Genomic DNA, 15899 nt, shown 5'->3' on the forward strand with positions numbered 1-15899 from the left:
CGCTTGCCTCTGGCGGCCGGTGCGGGCAGCATTCGTGTCAGACGTTTCCGTCCATACACCCGTCATCCAACTACAGGATATTGATCATGGCACAAGCAACTGCACGCCACATTCTGGTAGACAGCGAAGCCAAGTGTGAAGAACTGAAAAAAGCCATCGAAGGTGGCCAGGATTTCGCGGAAGTCGCGAAGCAGCATTCATCCTGCCCGTCTGGCCGCAATGGCGGCGACCTGGGTTCTTTCGGCCCGGGCCAGATGGTTCCCGAGTTTGACAAGGCCGTGTTCAGCAGCGATCTGAACACCGTGATCGGCCCCATCAAGACCCAGTTTGGCTACCACCTGCTGGAAGTGACTTCCCGCAGCTAAGGTTTGCCGGCCGCCTGTGCATCGCGCAGGCGGCACTGTTCCGGTTAAAACGTAAACGCCCTACTCCCCGCCGAAGTTCCCAAACGCCGCCAGCCGGGCTCCGATGCTTTCAACCGGTTCGATGACGGCTTGTTGAACACTGTTTGTGACCACCCGGGTGAAACTCCTGCCCGCCTCGCTTTCAAGAAAATCCAGATACAGGTTCATTTCCTGGTTACTGATATCGCGATAGGTGAACAGATAGCCGTCGTAGACTTGCTGGCCCACCATACCCCGCAAAGCCGGGCGCTGGCTTTCCAGCCGTTCGCGCATTTTTTCGTGGTGCACCGAGTCCCGGCTCAGGGCTGCCATGGCGGTACCCAACCCGAGCTGAACGGCGATGGTCGTATCCACTGCACTCTCGGTGGCCCGTGACGCCGCATCGAAGCGGTCAAACAGCTTTTCCCGGGCCGTACCCTGGTAGCGTTTGTTCAGATCTTCCGCCCGGCTGCGAATCTCCGGCCAGGCTGCCGGTGCGGACGCGGCGATTTCCGCCTCGGCGATCTTGCCGGCCACCGGTGTCTGGTACCAGCCGTGCACCTCTTCCAACTGCTCCGGTGTCAGGGCAGCTTCCAGGTTGGCGACAATCCTTTGCTCTATATCGGCTGCACGAAAACTGTTGCTGACCAGAAACCCGATGCTGTCTGCCACCATGGGCGGCACCTGGCCACTCTGTTTCAGGCCGTCCTGAATACCCCGGCTCATCATCTCCGGGTACTGGGCCACAATGTCATCTACCGGAGATGCTTCCAGAACCTCCCTGACATCAGGCGCAGCCTGGGCCGTGCCCGCAAGCATAAAGCCGGTGATTAAAAGAGGTTTAACTAGGGAGTTCAGTCGCATTTCTCTATTATCCTGATGATCAAATCGCCCTGTTTATGACACGGCAACAGGCACCCGGGCAAGCGTCCGTGGGGCTTCGGAGATGACAGTTTGGTAGGGATGAGCCGGAAAAAGACCAGAAAACCCCGAAAAAACCGCAACAAGCGTTTTAATGTGTGGCGCTCACGGGTGAGCTGGTATGGCCTGCCCCTGCTCGGCCTGGTCATCGGCATCTGGGCAACGCTGCGCTTCAGCCTGCTGGCGCCCGAGCCGCCGGCCAACACGGACAACATCTGCGAGATCTTCCGCGAACATACCGCTTGGTATGACTACGCCCGGGCCTCACAGGAGAAATGGGGCACGCCTGTGGCTACCCAGCTGGCGTTTGTCTATTACGAATCATCCTTTCGCAGCCACGCCCGCCCTCCCCGCACCCGGCTCTGGGGGCTGATTCCGTGGAAACGACCCACCACCGCGCTGGGCTATGCCCAAGCCCTGGACCCGGCCTGGGGTGAATACCTGATTGCCACAGACGGCAGCTGGCGAACCGTTCGCACCGATATGGAATATGCGCTGGATTTCGTGGGCTGGTACAACCAGCTGAGCCACCGGCACCTGGGCATCGCCCTGACCGCGCCCGCGCAGCTGTATCTTGCCTACCACGAGGGCCGCGGCGGCTATGCCCGGCGATCCTTTGACCAGAAACCGGCCATCAAGTCCCTCGCGCAAAGGGTTCAGAACCGGGCCTTCCGGTATCACAACCAGCTGCAAACCTGCGAAGCCGAGTTCCAGTGCTGGCGGTGGTATCAGTTCTGGCCCTTCTGTTCGGCTGAAGGTTGAGCTCAGAGAGTTGCGCTGAACTCGACGGCAGACTCCAGTGCCTGCAGGCGTTCGGCCAGAAACTCCATCACAATCCGCACCCGGGCCATTTGCTGGGTGTCCTGGTTGACGTGCAACCAGAGGTCGACACTTTCACCGTCCAGGGGGTCTGACAGCCGGCGCAATTCCTTTGCCGGCTCGCCAAGGTAGCAAGGCAGAACCGCCAGCCCGGCGCCGGCCCTGGCCAGGGCAGCCATTGCCTGCAGGCTGTTGCAGCGAATGACCGAGTTTACGTTCTTGAGATGCTTTCGGTACCACCGGCCCGTTGCCAGGTGGCTGAAAGACTCATCCGGAAGAATCCAGGTGCAGGCTTCCGGCTGGTTTTCGATGTCCATATCTCGATTGCGCCGGCAGTATTTCGCAGCGCCATAAACCGCCGAATCAATCGCGGCAATGCGCTCGCCCTCAAGGGTAGCCTGGGGTTTGTTTTCCGGGCGAAGCGTCAGGTCGGCTTCCCGGTGGCTCAGGTTGGCAACATCGTTGTCGGTAAGCACTTCCAGTTCGATGTCCGGATACTCCCGCACCAGTTCCGCCAGGATCGGGCTCAGCAGCTCGTTCATCATGGCGTCTTCGGCGGCAATCCGGACCTTGCCCACAGGCGCACCGTCCTGGCCCACCAGTTTGCGTTCGAGGTTTTCCATATCGGTTGCCAGCCTTTCCGCTTCCCGAAAGGCCATTTCCCCGACTGGTGTCAGCTGCAATCCGTCCCGGTTGCGCTCGAAAAACTGAACCCCCAGGGACTCTTCCACCTGGTCAAGTCGCCGTAAAACAGTGGTTTGGTGAACACCCAGCAATTCACCGGCTTTTGCGAAGGTTCCGGCTATTGCCAGAGCCCGTATATATCGAAGATAATCCCAGTCCATAGTTACTGCATATTTGCAACGTGAGTACGGAGTTTACCGTATTCAAACTGCAAATAAGAACCCCTAGAATTGTGTGCAAGTTAACGATTCCAGCCACCCGATGAAGGAGGAAGGCGCCATGATTCAGAAGTACACCGCGAGCGTTCGCCCGCAGCCATCAAGCATCCTCCACAATGGAGTGGAGATGCGCCGCCAGTATACCCGCGCCGCGACAAAACAGGTGGTGCAGTTTATCGGCCGCAAACTGCGCATTGCCAACCGCAAGGCAGTTGCCGCAGCCCAGGATATGCCCCAGGTACAGGGCGGCGTATAAGCCCGGCAGCCTGAATCAAAAAACCCCGGCATGGATTCCATGCCGGGGTTTTTGTTTGCCTCGAAGAACGTTCAGAACTCCCAGATCACCTTGGCATTCCGGGCAAACCACTCGTCCATCTTGCGGTTGTAGAAATCTTCGATCACGTTGCGCTTGATCTTCATGGTGGGTGTGAGCATCCCGTTCTCCATAGTCCAGGGCTCCCGGACCACCACCACAAAGGCAACCTTCTCGTGGGATTCGCAGTCGGCGTTCACCGCTTCCAGCTCCCGGGCTAGCTCCTGCTCCAGTTCGCTGCGATCCGCCCCCCGATCCAGCTCATCACGCGCTTCTTCTGACAGCAGAACCATCAGGCAGGGTTGCGGCTGGTTGGCACCGGCCACGCATACAACCTCCGCTTTCGGGTGGTTAAACCGGTTTTCGATCGGCACCGGCACCACGTACTTACCCTTGGAGGTTTTGAACAGGTCTTTCACCCGGCCGGTGATTCGCAGATAGCCCTGCTCGTCGATTTCGCCCATATCACCGGTTTTCAGGAAACCGTCTTCGGTAATATCTTCCCGGGTTTTCTCCTCATTCTTGAAGTAACCCACCATCTGCCCGGGACTTTTCACCTGAACCTCGCCGCCATCGCCAATCCGGTGTTCAACGCCCGGGTTGGCCATACCCACGCTGCCAACCCTTGCCTGCCCGGGCCGGTTGGCGTGGGAATAGCCGAAGTTTTCAGACATGCCATAAACCTCCAGCAACTCCAGCCCCAGGTTCCGGTACCAGCCAATAATCTCGGCCGAGAGTGGTGCAGCGCCGGTCAGGGCCGCCCGGCAATGGTCCAGCCCCAGTTGCTTCAATACTTTCTTTTTTACCAGGGAGCTGATCACCGGAATACTGAACAGCAGCTTCTGCTTCTTCGGCGGCAGCTTGGCATTCACCCCCAGGTAGAACTTCATCCACAGGCGAGGCACCGAGAAAAACAGCGTAGGCCGCGCCCGCTGCAGGTCTTCCTGGAAGGTGTCCAGCGAGTTGGCAAAGTAAAGATGGAAGCCGTAATACAGGGACTGGGTTTCTACGGCTGCCCGCTCCGCCACGTGGGCCAGCGGCAGGTAGGACAACATGCGCTCGGAAGAGGACACCGGGAACAACTGCTGCAGGCCATCTGCCACCGAAATCATGGTACGGAAGCTGTGCATCACGCCCTTGGGCCGGCCGGTACTGCCGGACGTGTAGACAATGGTAGCCAGGTCATCCGGGTTCGGCAGCCTGGGCTCGGCAGGCGACTGACTGGCAACGATGTCCTGCCAGGTTGGCGTGTCGTTCCTGGGTGACATGGACAACGAAACAATCAGCAGATCCGGAGGAATGTGACCCTTGATGTCATTCCAGCCATCCGCTGTGCCGTCCAGCTTGCCCAGGAACAGCAACTTCGCCTCGCTGTGTTCGAGCACATAGGCCGCGGTTTCACCGTTAAGCGTCGGGTACAGGGGCACGCTTACATGGCCGGCCGCCCATATGGCCAGGTCCGCCAGAATCCAGTGGGCACTGTTTTTGCCGAGGATGGCGATATTGCTGGGCTGAGGTAAGTCCAGCCCGTTCAGGTAACCGGCCATCCGCCGAACCTGGTCCGCCGCCTGCGCCCAGGTGAGGTCTTCTACCCGGCCGTCGGGGTATGGCTGGGTCAGGTAAACGTTGTCAGGATGTTTCTCTGCCCAGTAGAACAGGCTGTGAAGCGAGGTGGGTTTCTGCGGATCGATAGCCATAACGGCTCCTTATTGTTGTTATAGTCATGTTGTCTGGTCGTTATCTGAACAATTTAGTTTGTGACATTTATCAATCATGGTCTACAGTGAAGACGTCAGCGTATCAATAGCATTGCCAAGGGAGGTAGCTATGAACAAGCCGACACGTTCTGCCATGACCGCTCCAGCCTGGGGCCTGATCCTGCTGGGTTCCTGCGCCTTTTTCTACACAGCCTACGCGGGAATGCTGGGTACCTGAAGCGCCCTCAGGGCCAGCCTTCCTCACCCAGCAGGGGCACAAACCGCACATCACCAAAGTTTTTCTGCTGGTAATCATGCTCTGAACAGCGGGTGAGGACTGTCAACTGCTGCACAGAATGCTCAGGCCCCACCGGTATAACCAACCGGCCGCCAATGGTCAGTTGTTGTTTGAGAGAGTCGGGAACCACCGGAGCCCCTGCGGCTACGCAGATGCCATCAAATGGCGCGGCTTCCGGCCAGCCCAGCGTGCCATCACCGCACATCACATGAACCTGGGAAAATCCGGCTGCATCAAGGTTTCGCCGGGCAAGGTCTGCCAGTTCCGGGATTCGCTCTATGGAATACACTTCAAGCGCCAGGCTGGCCAGCACGGCTGCGGCGTACCCGGAGCCCGTGCCGATATCCAGCACCCGTTCCCGTCCGGTAAGCTCCAGGGCTTCGGCCATCAAGGCCACAATGTAGGGTTGTGAAATGGTTTGGCCGTGGCCAATAGGCAGCGGATGGTCTTCGCAGGCTTCGTCTGCGAGGTGGGCAGGAACGAAAACTTCCCTCGGTACCCTGGCCATGGCTTCCAGTACCCGGCCATCACGAATGCCTCGCCCGGAAACCTGTAACTTCACCATGGCGCGACGCAGGGCTGCAAAGTCGGGATCGGTCGCGTTCATCGCGTTATCCTCCCTGAATTAGATGCCTTCCTGACAGATTACGCCTAACGCCAGACAGAAACCATCCCGATGGTGCTAACCACCAGCAGCACGACACCCAGCACCCGGAAAAACAACGAACCTTCGGCCTGGAGCATGCGGCCGTGCACATAGAGCCCGATCACATGTCCCACGGCCGCCGCCGGCAGCAGCCACAAATGATGAATGAGTTGCAGGTCGACACCCGCCCAGATAAATGCCGACAGCTTGATCAGTACCAGGATAAACCACAGGGCAAACAAGGTATCCCTGAGTTTCTCCTTGGGTAGGTGTTGCGCCGCCACTGCAATAATCAACGGAGCACCAATCAGTGAAGTGCCGCTGATGTAGCCCCCGAGCATCAGGAAAATGGTATCGACCGTCTTGCTGCCGCTACGGAACGGGCGGTTTGCAATATACGACAATGAATACAGCGCCACGATTACAAAAATGATCGAGCTCATCACATAGCCCGGCAGGGTAATCAGCCCGAATACGCCGATCAGCTTGGGCACAATCATGATCGCCAGCAGGCGCCCCAGATAACGCCAGTCTACGGTGCCCGTGCCACCTGCCTGCCGGTCCTTCGCGCCCTTCCGGTTGTTGAGCCAGATGGTCAGGGAGGAGAACACCAGCAGGTGTATCGAAATCAACGGCAAAAACACCAAAGGTTCATCAAGAACCAGTAAAAGGAACGGCAGGGACAACACGGCACCACCGAAACCCAGCCCTGACCGGACAAACCCGCTCCAGACAAAGATCAATGCAATCAGGATATACTGGACTACAGTCAGGTCAGACATGGATAAAAGCGGGCTCCGGCATGCAGGTTAGAACGGCTGGGCTAAAAGCTAATGATGACACGGAGGGGAGACAGATGCAGGATGCCAACCGTCGCAGATTCTGGCAGAGCTGTCTGTTGGGTTTGATGTTACTGGCGCTGGCCGGAAATTCCCACAGCGACGATAGTATTATCAACCGGGTCGAGGCCTTGCAGGCCGGTGAGCCGGTGGTGGTTCTTGGCGCTCACCTGCACTCCCGCGACGCGCTCGTCCAGTTCTATGAAGCCCGAAACTACGAACCGGCATGGCGCTCTTTCCCGGCACGGGAGGAACTGCTGCAGGCCATCCGTGAAGCCTCCAATGATGGCCTGAACCCTGGCGACTACCATTACGACAGCCTGGCGGACTTTGCGTCGCAGCCGCTGGACCACAATGGTGAGGACCTGCAGGCTGATCTCGACCTGGTATTGTCTGACGCCTTCCTGCTGCTTGCCACACACCTGCATGATGGCAAGCTTGATCAGGAAACCCGCTCCGCCCGATGGCAGCCCTCCGGGCAGCAGAGAAAAATGCATGAAGTGCTGGGGGCCGCCATACTGGACCACAGCATCGACAAAACCCTGCAAGGCCTGAAACCGGAAGCGCCGGCCTACCGGAAACTGGTGGCGCTCCGCAAAGAAGTCTCTGACCTGCTGGGTCAGCCCTGGCCGGTGATCGACTCCGGCCCGGCCATCCGGCCCGGGGATACAGACTCCAGAATGATTGAGGTCCGTGCGCGGCTGAGGCTGCTCGGCGATCTGCCGGCCCGGGACAACGACAGCTCAGAAGCATTCGATACCGGCTTTGCCGACCAGCTGTACAGTGATGACCTGCTCGCCGTGATTCCAGCCTTCCAGGCCCGCCACGGACTAGACCCTGACGGCATCATCGGCCGCAAAACCCTGGCCGCCATCAATCAGATGCCCCTGGAACGGCTACAACAGATCGACGCCAACCTGGAGCGATGGCGCTGGCTGCCGGATTCGCTGGGCGATACCTACATCTTGGTAAACATTGCCGGTTATGAGCTGATCATGGTGGAAAACGGCCAGGAAACCATGCGCCAGCGGGTGATCGTCGGCCAGCCCTACCGGCAGACACCGGTGTTCAGTGACCGTATCCGCTACCTGGTCTTCAACCCCACCTGGACGGTTCCGCGCCGGCTGATGATCGAAGACCAGCTGCCAGTGATCCGCCGAGATCCCGGCTACCTGGACCGGCTCGGCTTCAAGGTATATCAAGGCTGGGGCGCCAACCGTGTCGAGATTGATCCCGCTACCATCGACTGGGATAGCCTGACCAAAAACAACTTCCCCTATCAACTGGTGCAGCAGCCCGGACCGCAGAACGCCGTCGGCCAGGTGAAATTCATGTTCCCGAACCAGTATGATGTGTACCTGCACGACACCCCGGGCCAATACCTGTTCAGCCGCATGGATCGTACCCTGAGTTCCGGCTGCATCCGGGTGGAGCGGCCGTTTGAGCTGGCGAATAAGTTGCTCGAGGGCAACAGCGACTGGGACCATCGGGCCATTCAGGAAGCCCTGCAATCGAGCGAGCCGATCAACGCCATCCTCCGGAACCCGGTGCCGGTTCACCTGCAGTACTGGACCGTCTGGGTTGATCGCGCCGGAACCTACCAGTTCCGGGAGGATATCTACGGGCGCGACCGCCAGTTACTGCAGGCCCTTCGTTCCGACTGGCAAGGCAACCTGCAACTGACACCAAGGAGCCATTGATGAAACGCGCAGCCGTCACACTGCTGCTAAGTGCGGCCCTGGCAGCTTGCCAGAGCCTTCCCGGGCCAAAAGGCGATATTGCCGATGACGCGGTATTGCTGAAGGCCCATCATTGCCTTGAAGAAAAAGTGGGCGACCAGAACCGCATCCACTTCGGCCCCTGCCTGAAGGTTATCAGCATCAACGACGAGCCCCCGCAAGTCAGTGATGACGGCTTTATTACCCTGCCCGTGCGGCAGGCCATGACCATCGGAACCTCCTGCGTGTACCGCCATGCCGATGGCACCCCGATACCCAGCACCGTGCAAACCCGGGATTTCCCGGTTGCCAGCAATACCTTTACCAATGGCGGCCAGCGCTGGTACCTTCACGCCCACAAACAGGCACGGCAGGTGATCGGTTGCGAGCCCACCCTGTCACGGTCTGTTTACCCCACCCGAAAAACCGACTGAACAGAGAAACCCCATGACCCTGACCACCTGGTTAGCTGTTGTAACCATCTGCGTGCTTGGCGCCATGTCGCCCGGCCCCTCCCTGGCCCTGGTGCTGAAACAGACCATGACCGGCGGGCGCCGGAATGGCGTTGTCGCGGCGCTGTCCCATGGTCTTGGCGTGGGCATCTACGCGTTTCTGAGCATTCTCGGCCTGGCGGCGGTGATTACCGCATCGCCAATAGCATTCACCATTCTGCAATGGGCCGGGGCGCTGTACCTGGCATGGCTCGGGTTTAAAGGACTCACCGCCAAGGCTCAAAGCGATCAGGCCCTGCCCGAAGCGCCCAGCACCCGCAACGCCGCCCGGGACGGCTTCTTGATTGCCTTCTTCAACCCCAAAATCGCGGTATTTTTCCTGGCGCTGTTCAGCCAGGTGGTCGGGGTGGATACCACCCTGATGGCAAAGTTTGGCTATGCCGCTACCGCACTGGTGATTGATACCGGCTGGTACCTGATCGTGGCCTGGCTGTTTTCCAACCCGAAGTGGCTGGATATGCTGAAGAAACGGGCGGTCTGGTTCGAGCGGGTGTTCGGAGCCATTCTGGTAGCGCTGGCGGGGCGACTGGTGGCCGGTATCGTAGCTGGCAAGTAGAACTCCTGCCAAACCATTACTCAACGGTAAGTGCTTCTCAATTGCGCTTCCTGAAGGACTGTGCCACTTTTAAAGGGCACCCCTGAAACGGAGGATAGGAGATGCTCTACTGGGCTATAGTTTGTCTTGTTATTGCGATTATCGCGGGAGTTCTCGGGTTCGGAGGCATTGCGGGAACTGCGGCAGGATTTGCGAAGATACTGTTTTTCATCTTCCTTGTACTGTTGGTCGTGTCCCTGTTATTCAACATGCTTCGCGGTAAAGGCCCCAAGGTCTAGGTTTTCACCGGTCGTGGCCCTCCGGTCACAACGAGGGCCACCCCGGCTACTGCGACCACGCCACCGGCTATCGCCATTGGCCCCAGCCGTTCATCAAACAGAATGAAGGCTTCCAGCGCCGTCACCGGCGGCACCAGGTAGAACAGACTCGCCACCTGGGAAGCAGCCCCTCTGCGTATCAGCCACATCAGAATCAGAATTGCACTTACCGACAACCCGAATACCAGCCAGCCCAGGGCAAGGCTGAACTGCAGTGACCACTGGATTTCGCGGGTTTCCAGAGTAAAAGCACCCAGGGCAAACAAGGCAGCGGCGGCGGTGTACTGGATCATGGTGCCGGAGATCAGGTCTACCCCGGTTCCGAAACGCTTCTGATAAACCGTTCCCAGCGAAATACCAACCAGGGACAGCCCCGCCCAAAGCAAGGTAACCGGTGAGAAACCCGCTCCGTTCGAGCCATCCCCGAGCTTCTCAGCCAGCACCAGGGCCACCCCCACCAATCCCATAACCAACCCTGACCACTGACGGCCCGCAACGGTTTCCCGAAGCAACAAGACCGCCGCCAGGGCCGTGACCAGGGGCTGCAAGCCAACGATCAACGATACCAGCCCAGAAGGCATGCCCTGGTCAATGGCATAGAACACGCCGCCCAAATAGGTTCCCTGCACCAGCAACCCGGTCACCGCCAGGTGCCCCGCTCCGCGCCAACCCGGCCAGCGTGATTTCATCACCAGCGCCAGAACGGTTAACGGTATGAGCGTCAACAGCATACGAATCAGCAGCAGGGTAAATGGCTCTGCATAAGGCAAGCCGTACTTGGCGCCAATAAAACCGGTGCTCCACAACCAGACGAACAGCGCGGGCACAAACAGGGAGTAGTAGATCGGTGGCATAGGTTTCGGCTGCCGCTACACGAATAACAAAGCACCCCACCCGACCGTTTTGGCCGGGTGCAGCGCTACTGTTTCAAACAGGTTGGTGTCAGGGCTCGGCAATCATCGCCTGGAGCTTCTGGGTAAGCTCAACCGCCTCGCACCCCATGGGGGTAAGGTAGCCTCCGTCCATCTGGCTGATCAGACCTTTGGCAAACAGCGTTTCAGCTGCCTTGACGGTCTCCGGCGCAGCGGAATGGGCATGAACCTTGATACCTTCCTGAGTGGAGGTTGAAGGGAACTGCAGCAGAAGGTTCAGTTCAGCAAGGTGCTTTGGCGAGAACGGCATGGAATACTCCCGTGTTGTCATATTCCTAGCAGTGTAGCCTACTGTCTGCACAAGAGCATCGCCGAGTTACCGAAAGTCTCTTGTGAACCCATCAACATTCCGTATCATCACGGCACCAAAATCCTACAATTACCGGTACATTCCCACAGCCAATACCGGTAAATTCGTTGGTAGGCTGTTTATCCCCAGGCGAGCAATGCGTAACTATTTCCTGAACACACCGGCACGAGCCCTCATCACTGGCCTGTTCCTGGCGATGGCGTTGGTCAGCAGCGCCAAAGCCGACAGCATTCAGCGGATTGTCCATCCGGATGGCCGGGTGGAATACACCAACGTGAAGAGCAAGGCACAGCCCCGGGCCTCTACCAAAACCGAAACGGTCTATCGCTACACCGACGAACACGGCGTGGTGGCCTACAGCAGCCAGCGCCCGGGTAACGCCGAGGTGGAGGTTATCCGGTTCCATTGCTATGCCTGCGACCCCGGTTCCAGGGTGGACTGGCACAAGACTCCCCTGTTCCTGACACCCTATCGGGATGAAATCCTGACCGCCGCGCGGGAGCATGATGTCGACCCGGCCCTGGTTCGTGCCGTCATCCATGCGGAATCTGCCTTCAACCCCGAAGCCATCTCGCCAGTAGGCGCACAGGGTTTGATGCAGCTGATGCCCGGTACGGCTAAGGAACTGGGTGTACAGAACCCCTTGCAGGCCCGCGAGAACATCCGAGGCGGCGTGGACTACCTGTCACAGATGCTGGAACGTTTTGGTGGCGACATCCGCCTGGCGACGGCCGCGTACAATGCCGGCCCGGGTGCCGTCGGGCGCTACAACGGCATTCCCCCCTATGCGGAAACCAAGGCCTATGTTGAGCGCGTTGGCATACTGCACCAGCGCTACGCCAAGAACTGATGGGCACCATTCTTAAAAGCCCGGAAATCAAGGGCGATATTGTCCATGTGGCTCGGGATAACTACGGCAACATCCTGGTGATTGACGACCGAAAACACCGAATCCTGAGCTTTGATTCGGTGTTCGAGCAAAGCAAGATTCTGCGCACGGCGCCCCAGGTTCCGGTACACGAATACAACCGCGCCATGCTTTTACCCCTCGCCTTCACCACTCCATCTAAAGTGACCGTCCTGGGGCTGGGTGGTGGCGCGCTGGCCCATGGCCTGTTCACCCTGCTGCCGGAAGCGTCCATCGAGGTTTATGAATTGCGCCGCAAGGTGGCAGACATTGCCAGGGAGTGGTTCTCCCTGCCCGAGTCTGACCGGCTTAACATCCACATTGCCGATGCCCGCGTGGCGGTGGATAACTTACCGGAAGCCAGTACCGATATGATCCTGACCGACCTGTACAGCGCGGACCGGATGAGCCCGGCCCAAAGCCAGCGCCAGTTCATCAAGGCCTGCAGTCGGGCGCTGTCGGCCCGGGGCTGGCTGGTGCTGAACTATCATCGTATGCCAGAACCGGATGGCAACCTGCTTCGGGAGCTCCGGCGCCAGTTTCCCCTGTTACTGGTCTTCAAAAGCAAAACCAACAACTGGGTGATTTACGGCCACAAGCAGGCCATTGACCCGCTGCCGGCCGACAAAGCCCGGCTGAATACGCTGGAAGCGCGCCTGCCGATTGGCTGGCGCAAGCTGGTCAACAAACTCAGCCAACTTGCCCCACCCGCCGAATGAAGCTTGCCCGCATCGTCAGCAACCAGAACGGTATCAGCCGCCGCATGGCCAGTCAGTTACTGGCAGCCGGGCGCGTAAGGGTGGATGGTTCGGTCTGTCGGGACGGCAACGAAGACATCTCCCGATTCCGGGAAGTGAAGATCGACAAGGATATTATCCAGTCGGCCGAACCGGCCTATTACCTGATGCTGCACAAACCCGCCGGCTACCTGAGTGCCACCCGAGACGACCAGCACCCCACCGTTATGGAACTGATTGAGCCGGCGTTACGCCCGTACCTGCACATTGGCGGGCGCCTGGACCGGGCCAGCACCGGGCTGCTGATTCTGAGCAATGACGGCACCTGGTCTCGCCGGCTGACAGAACCTGCCGTGAAGATTCCGAAAGTGTACCGGGTAACAACAGCTGACCCTATCAGCCCGGAGACCGCCCTGCACTTTGCCGAGGGTATCTGGTTCGAGTTCGAGCAATTGACAACCTCTCCTGCGCAGCTGGAACCGCTGAACGATCACGAGGCGAGGGTCACCATTTTTGAAGGGCGGTATCACCAGGTAAAGCGGATGTTCCACGCAGTAGGCAATCGGGTGACGTCACTGCACCGGGAAAGCATGGGAAGCCTGGTACTGGACCCGGAGCTTCCTGTTGGCGGGTATCGCCACCTGAGCGGCAGCGAGATCCGCTCCATCGGCTGACAGAGCGGATCAAACACATCAGGCGCGGCTGAGGAACTTGCGCTCTTCCACGTTCACCTTGATGCGGTCGCCGGTGGAGATGTGCTCCGGCACCTGAACAACCAGCCCTGTGGTCAGGTGAGCCGGCTTGGTACGCGCGGTGGCAGAACCACCCTTCACAGACGGGTCGGTTTCTTCGATGGTCAGTTCCACCGTGGGTGGCAGGTCAATGGCCACCGGCGTGTCGCTGACCAGAATCGCCATCACACCCTGAGTATCTTCAGTGATAAACAGCAGTTCGTCTTCGATGGCGCTCTTGTTCAGCATGTACTGAGTGAAGTCTTCATTGTCCATGAACACGTACTCGTCGCCATCGGCGTAGGAAAACGTGACCGGGCGACGCACCAGGTCTGCCAGGTTCAGCATGTCGGAGTCCTTGAAGGTCTCGTCCAGCTTCTGGTTGGTGACCACATCGTACATCCGCATGCGGTACAGGCTGCCGCCGGCACGGCCCTGGGGTACAGAGCGCTCAATGTCCTTAACGAAATACACCCGTCCTTCGTATTCAACGGCCTGGTTCTTTTTAATCTCGCTCGCTTTTGGCATAACACCTGATTCCGAAAAAGTTGATCTTGGTGGGCGCTGATATACCACGACTCGCGCCCGGAAGCGATAGTTGCTACCGCGTTAATCTTACCTGTTTGCCCGGGATAACTCCTCCCGGGTTTTCAATCGCCCTGCCCGACGGATTTCGGCGTTATCAAAGCGCCTTTGTTGCTCAGGGGTTTCCGGCATCACCGCCGGCACATCCACCGGTTTCCCCTGTTCATCCAGCGCGACAAAAGTGAAAAACGCCGACAGGATATGGCGTGTTTCCCCGGTATAACTGTTTTCCGCCTCCACCTTGGCGCCGATTTCCATGGAAGACCCCCAGCTGCGATTCAGCGACAGGCTGAACAACAGGGTGTCGTTGCCCTTCGCCGGTGCCCGAAAGTGAATGGAGTCGACCGCTGCGGTTACACATACATGGGCAGAATGCCGCTCCGCCACTACCAGGGCCAGACGGTCACACTTGGCCATGATCATGCCACCGAATACCGTGTTATAGGCATTCATATCGTTGGGGAATACTTTATACACATGCTTCTCGATGGCAGAAGCAGCAACAGGTGAGGTGGACCCCATCAGTTGGACAGCCTGAAGGTGCAGTTAAGCTCTGATCCGGCTGTATTCCCGGCTCAAGCTGCCAGGGTCATGGGTTGTTGGTAGTACACCTCATCCGGTGTTTGGTAATCAAGGGTTTGGTGGTACCGGGTCTGATTGTAATGCCGGAAGTACCGGTGGAGCGCCTGCTTCAAGTGTCGGCCATCCTCGAAGGCAGTGAGGTAGACGCACTCGTGTTTGACGCTGCGCCAGAGCCGTTCCACAAAGATGTTGTCATGGTAGCAGCCTTTGCCGTCCATGCTGATCCGGATGCCATGCTCTTTGAGAACGCTTGTGAAGGCCTCGCTGGTGAACTGGACGCCCTGATCGGTGTTGAAGACCTCCGGTGTTCCGTGGCGCTGTAGAGCCTCCTCCAGTGCATCGACGCAGAAGTCTGTGTCCATGGTGTTGGAGACTCGCCAGGACAACACCTTGCGGCTGTACCAGTCGATGATGGCAACCAGATACATGAAGCCCCGGGCCAGCGGGATATATGAAATATCTGTTGCCCACACCTGGTTGGGGCGGTCGATTTTCAGCCCTGTGAGCAGATACGGGTACACCTTGTGCCCATCGCCCGGAATGCTGGTTCTGGGGCGCGGATACACCGCCTGAATGCCCATGGTGCGCATCAGCCGCTGCACCCGCTTCCGGTTGACCCGATAGCCCTGGTGCTGCAAGTGGACCCGCATCTTGCGAGAGCCATAGTACGGCGTTTCCAGGTGCTGTTGATCAATCAGGTACATCAGATCCAGATCCTCCTGACACTGCTCACGAGGGACGTAGTACACCGATGAGCGGCTCAGCTTGAGCAGCTCACACTGGCGCGAAAGACTGACTTGGGGATGACCACGCTCGATCATCGCCAACCGCTGTTGACGGCTTACTGATCGAGCTTGCGCGACAAAAAATCGCGTTCCACCGTCAGTCGGCCAATCTCTCGGTAAAGTTCGTCTGTGCTGGGCTCATCGGATTGCTTGCCGGCTTTCTTCTTGCCTTCGAAGAGGCCCGGGGCATTCTCCAGCAGTTCGCGCTTCCAGGTGCTGACCATGGTGGGGTGGATCTGGAAACGGGCAGCAATTTCGGATGTGGTCTGGTCGCCCTTGAGGGCAGCCAGGGCGACTTTGGACTTGAATGATGCGCTGTATTGCTTGCGTTTCTTGCTCATGATTCTCCTCCTTATGGAGATGATGAATCAGAGCTTAGGCACCTGTCCAAAATTTGGGGTCCACTTCA

At 58.6% G+C, this 15899-nt stretch carries 20 protein-coding genes; 10 read left to right on the forward strand and 10 right to left on the reverse strand.

Features of this window, described 5'->3' with window-relative positions; genetic code table 11:
• The first annotated feature begins 86 nt into the window (after positions 1-86).
• Positions 87-365 (forward strand): peptidylprolyl isomerase, encoded by a 279-nt coding sequence (locus tag AQ621_RS10530; RefSeq protein WP_022987955.1) that lies wholly within the window; start codon positions 87-89, stop codon positions 363-365.
• 60 nt (positions 366-425) lie between these two features.
• Here AQ621_RS10530 and AQ621_RS10535 read toward each other — a convergent pair whose 3' ends face one another.
• The gene (locus AQ621_RS10535) at positions 426-1247 is read right to left on the reverse strand and encodes a DUF2059 domain-containing protein (RefSeq protein ID WP_058341418.1); all 822 of its coding nucleotides are present in this window, start codon (positions 1245-1247) and stop codon (positions 426-428) included.
• A 99-nt stretch (positions 1248-1346) separates the two neighbouring features.
• Here AQ621_RS10535 and AQ621_RS10540 point away from each other — a divergent pair, with 99 nt between their 5' ends.
• Positions 1347-2066 (forward strand): transglycosylase SLT domain-containing protein, encoded by a 720-nt coding sequence (locus tag AQ621_RS10540; RefSeq protein ID WP_058341419.1) that lies wholly within the window; start codon positions 1347-1349, stop codon positions 2064-2066.
• Positions 2067-2068: 2 nt separating this feature from the next.
• On the opposite strand, the gene AQ621_RS10545 is transcribed toward AQ621_RS10540, so the two are convergent.
• Complete coding sequence (locus tag AQ621_RS10545; protein ID WP_058341420.1) at positions 2069-2968, reverse strand: LysR family transcriptional regulator; 900 nt, start codon at positions 2966-2968, stop codon at positions 2069-2071.
• Positions 2969-3086: 118 nt separating this feature from the next.
• Here AQ621_RS10545 and AQ621_RS10550 point away from each other — a divergent pair, with 118 nt between their 5' ends.
• Positions 3087-3281, forward strand: coding sequence for a hypothetical protein (locus AQ621_RS10550; protein ID WP_058341421.1), 195 nt, complete (start codon positions 3087-3089; stop codon positions 3279-3281).
• A 71-nt stretch (positions 3282-3352) separates the two neighbouring features.
• On the opposite strand, the gene AQ621_RS10555 is transcribed toward AQ621_RS10550, so the two are convergent.
• From AQ621_RS10555 to AQ621_RS10565, 3 genes are all read right to left on the reverse strand, one after another.
• Positions 3353-5035 (reverse strand): AMP-binding protein, encoded by a 1683-nt coding sequence (locus tag AQ621_RS10555; protein WP_058341422.1) that lies wholly within the window; start codon positions 5033-5035, stop codon positions 3353-3355.
• Between the two features lie 245 nt (positions 5036-5280).
• The gene (locus AQ621_RS10560; RefSeq protein ID WP_058341423.1) at positions 5281-5940 is read right to left on the reverse strand and encodes a protein-L-isoaspartate(D-aspartate) O-methyltransferase; all 660 of its coding nucleotides are present in this window, start codon (positions 5938-5940) and stop codon (positions 5281-5283) included.
• Positions 5941-5984: 44 nt separating this feature from the next.
• On the reverse strand, positions 5985-6761 hold the full coding sequence (locus tag AQ621_RS10565; RefSeq protein WP_022987948.1) for a TSUP family transporter: 777 nt from the start codon (positions 6759-6761) through the stop codon (positions 5985-5987).
• 74 nt (positions 6762-6835) lie between these two features.
• On the opposite strand from AQ621_RS10565, the gene AQ621_RS10570 reads away from it, so the two are divergent.
• From AQ621_RS10570 to AQ621_RS17340, 4 genes are all read left to right on the forward strand, one after another.
• Complete coding sequence (locus tag AQ621_RS10570) at positions 6836-8518, forward strand: L,D-transpeptidase family protein (protein ID WP_058341424.1); 1683 nt, start codon at positions 6836-6838, stop codon at positions 8516-8518.
• Positions 8518-8970: a hypothetical protein gene (locus tag AQ621_RS10575; protein WP_022987946.1), complete on the forward strand. Its 453-nt coding sequence runs from the start codon at positions 8518-8520 to the stop codon at positions 8968-8970. The genes AQ621_RS10570 and AQ621_RS10575 overlap by 1 nt, the downstream gene beginning before the upstream one ends.
• 13 nt (positions 8971-8983) lie before the next feature.
• Entirely contained in the window at positions 8984-9604 is a 621-nt protein-coding gene (locus tag AQ621_RS10580; RefSeq protein WP_058341425.1) for a LysE family translocator, read from the forward strand.
• Between the two features lie 101 nt (positions 9605-9705).
• The gene (locus tag AQ621_RS17340) at positions 9706-9882 is read left to right on the forward strand and encodes a DUF1328 domain-containing protein (protein ID WP_022987944.1); all 177 of its coding nucleotides are present in this window, start codon (positions 9706-9708) and stop codon (positions 9880-9882) included.
• Here the strand turns inward: AQ621_RS17340 and AQ621_RS10585 are convergent.
• Both AQ621_RS10585 and AQ621_RS10590 read right to left on the reverse strand, forming a co-directional pair.
• Entirely contained in the window at positions 9879-10775 is an 897-nt protein-coding gene (locus tag AQ621_RS10585) for a DMT family transporter (RefSeq protein WP_022987943.1), read from the reverse strand. The genes AQ621_RS17340 and AQ621_RS10585 overlap by 4 nt on opposite strands.
• A gap of 88 nt (positions 10776-10863) precedes the next feature.
• A complete protein-coding gene (locus AQ621_RS10590; RefSeq protein ID WP_022987942.1) occupies positions 10864-11103 on the reverse strand; it encodes a TIGR02647 family protein in 240 nt (79 codons plus the stop codon).
• A 196-nt stretch (positions 11104-11299) separates the two neighbouring features.
• On the opposite strand from AQ621_RS10590, the gene AQ621_RS17920 reads away from it, so the two are divergent.
• The 3 genes from AQ621_RS17920 to AQ621_RS10605 are packed head-to-tail and all read left to right on the forward strand — an operon-like array spanning position 11300 to position 13481.
• Entirely contained in the window at positions 11300-12013 is a 714-nt protein-coding gene (locus AQ621_RS17920; RefSeq protein ID WP_058341426.1) for a lytic transglycosylase domain-containing protein, read from the forward strand.
• The gene (locus tag AQ621_RS10600; RefSeq protein WP_058341427.1) at positions 12013-12789 is read left to right on the forward strand and encodes a spermidine synthase; all 777 of its coding nucleotides are present in this window, start codon (positions 12013-12015) and stop codon (positions 12787-12789) included. Before AQ621_RS17920 ends, AQ621_RS10600 begins: the two co-directional genes overlap by 1 nt.
• Positions 12786-13481 (forward strand): pseudouridine synthase, encoded by a 696-nt coding sequence (locus tag AQ621_RS10605; protein ID WP_058341428.1) that lies wholly within the window; start codon positions 12786-12788, stop codon positions 13479-13481. Before AQ621_RS10600 ends, AQ621_RS10605 begins: the two co-directional genes overlap by 4 nt.
• 18 nt (positions 13482-13499) lie before the next feature.
• Here AQ621_RS10605 and yeiP read toward each other — a convergent pair whose 3' ends face one another.
• The 3 genes from yeiP to AQ621_RS10620 form a co-directional block, all read right to left on the reverse strand.
• Positions 13500-14066 carry an elongation factor P-like protein EfpL gene (gene yeiP / locus AQ621_RS10610; RefSeq protein WP_058341429.1) on the reverse strand — a complete coding sequence of 189 codons (567 nt, stop codon included), beginning with the start codon at positions 14064-14066 and terminating at the stop codon, positions 13500-13502.
• Between the two features lie 87 nt (positions 14067-14153).
• Positions 14154-14645 carry an acyl-CoA thioesterase gene (locus AQ621_RS10615; RefSeq protein ID WP_058341430.1) on the reverse strand — a complete coding sequence of 164 codons (492 nt, stop codon included), beginning with the start codon at positions 14643-14645 and terminating at the stop codon, positions 14154-14156.
• Positions 14646-14698: 53 nt separating this feature from the next.
• A protein-coding gene (locus tag AQ621_RS10620) for an IS3 family transposase (RefSeq protein ID WP_145840233.1) occupies positions 14699-15831 on the reverse strand; the annotation gives its coding sequence in 2 pieces (ribosomal slippage) (positions 14699-15561 and positions 15561-15831; 1134 coding nt in all).
• Positions 15832-15899: the final 68 nt, after the last annotated feature.

It is taken from the genome of Marinobacter sp. P4B1, from assembly GCF_001447135.1.
Classification (GTDB): Bacteria; Pseudomonadota; Gammaproteobacteria; order Pseudomonadales; family Oleiphilaceae; genus Marinobacter; species Marinobacter vinifirmus.

What these genes read in the sequence shown, in the direction of transcription:
- AQ621_RS10560 (WP_058341423.1), bottom strand. Translation starts at nt 5,940, where the DNA reads ATGAACGCGACCGATCCCGACTTTGCAGCCCTGCGTCGCGCCATGGTG.
- yeiP (WP_058341429.1), bottom strand. Translation starts at nt 14,066, where the DNA reads ATGCCAAAAGCGAGCGAGATTAAAAAGAACCAGGCCGTTGAATACGAA.
- AQ621_RS17920 (WP_058341426.1), top strand. Translation starts at nt 11,300, where the DNA reads ATGCGTAACTATTTCCTGAACACACCGGCACGAGCCCTCATCACTGGC.
- AQ621_RS10580 (WP_058341425.1), top strand. Translation starts at nt 8,984, where the DNA reads ATGACCCTGACCACCTGGTTAGCTGTTGTAACCATCTGCGTGCTTGGC.
- AQ621_RS10570 (WP_058341424.1), top strand. Translation starts at nt 6,836, where the DNA reads ATGCAGGATGCCAACCGTCGCAGATTCTGGCAGAGCTGTCTGTTGGGT.
- AQ621_RS10535 (WP_058341418.1), bottom strand. Translation starts at nt 1,247, where the DNA reads ATGCGACTGAACTCCCTAGTTAAACCTCTTTTAATCACCGGCTTTATG.
- AQ621_RS10540 (WP_058341419.1), top strand. Translation starts at nt 1,347, where the DNA reads ATGAGCCGGAAAAAGACCAGAAAACCCCGAAAAAACCGCAACAAGCGT.
- AQ621_RS10530 (WP_022987955.1), top strand. Translation starts at nt 87, where the DNA reads ATGGCACAAGCAACTGCACGCCACATTCTGGTAGACAGCGAAGCCAAG.
- AQ621_RS10600 (WP_058341427.1), top strand. Translation starts at nt 12,013, where the DNA reads ATGGGCACCATTCTTAAAAGCCCGGAAATCAAGGGCGATATTGTCCAT.
- AQ621_RS10550 (WP_058341421.1), top strand. Translation starts at nt 3,087, where the DNA reads ATGATTCAGAAGTACACCGCGAGCGTTCGCCCGCAGCCATCAAGCATC.
- AQ621_RS10615 (WP_058341430.1), bottom strand. Translation starts at nt 14,645, where the DNA reads ATGGGGTCCACCTCACCTGTTGCTGCTTCTGCCATCGAGAAGCATGTG.
- AQ621_RS10585 (WP_022987943.1), bottom strand. Translation starts at nt 10,775, where the DNA reads ATGCCACCGATCTACTACTCCCTGTTTGTGCCCGCGCTGTTCGTCTGG.
- AQ621_RS10565 (WP_022987948.1), bottom strand. Translation starts at nt 6,761, where the DNA reads ATGTCTGACCTGACTGTAGTCCAGTATATCCTGATTGCATTGATCTTT.
- AQ621_RS10605 (WP_058341428.1), top strand. Translation starts at nt 12,786, where the DNA reads ATGAAGCTTGCCCGCATCGTCAGCAACCAGAACGGTATCAGCCGCCGC.
- AQ621_RS10555 (WP_058341422.1), bottom strand. Translation starts at nt 5,035, where the DNA reads ATGGCTATCGATCCGCAGAAACCCACCTCGCTTCACAGCCTGTTCTAC.
- AQ621_RS10545 (WP_058341420.1), bottom strand. Translation starts at nt 2,968, where the DNA reads ATGGACTGGGATTATCTTCGATATATACGGGCTCTGGCAATAGCCGGA.
- AQ621_RS17340 (WP_022987944.1), top strand. Translation starts at nt 9,706, where the DNA reads ATGCTCTACTGGGCTATAGTTTGTCTTGTTATTGCGATTATCGCGGGA.
- AQ621_RS10590 (WP_022987942.1), bottom strand. Translation starts at nt 11,103, where the DNA reads ATGCCGTTCTCGCCAAAGCACCTTGCTGAACTGAACCTTCTGCTGCAG.
- AQ621_RS10575 (WP_022987946.1), top strand. Translation starts at nt 8,518, where the DNA reads ATGAAACGCGCAGCCGTCACACTGCTGCTAAGTGCGGCCCTGGCAGCT.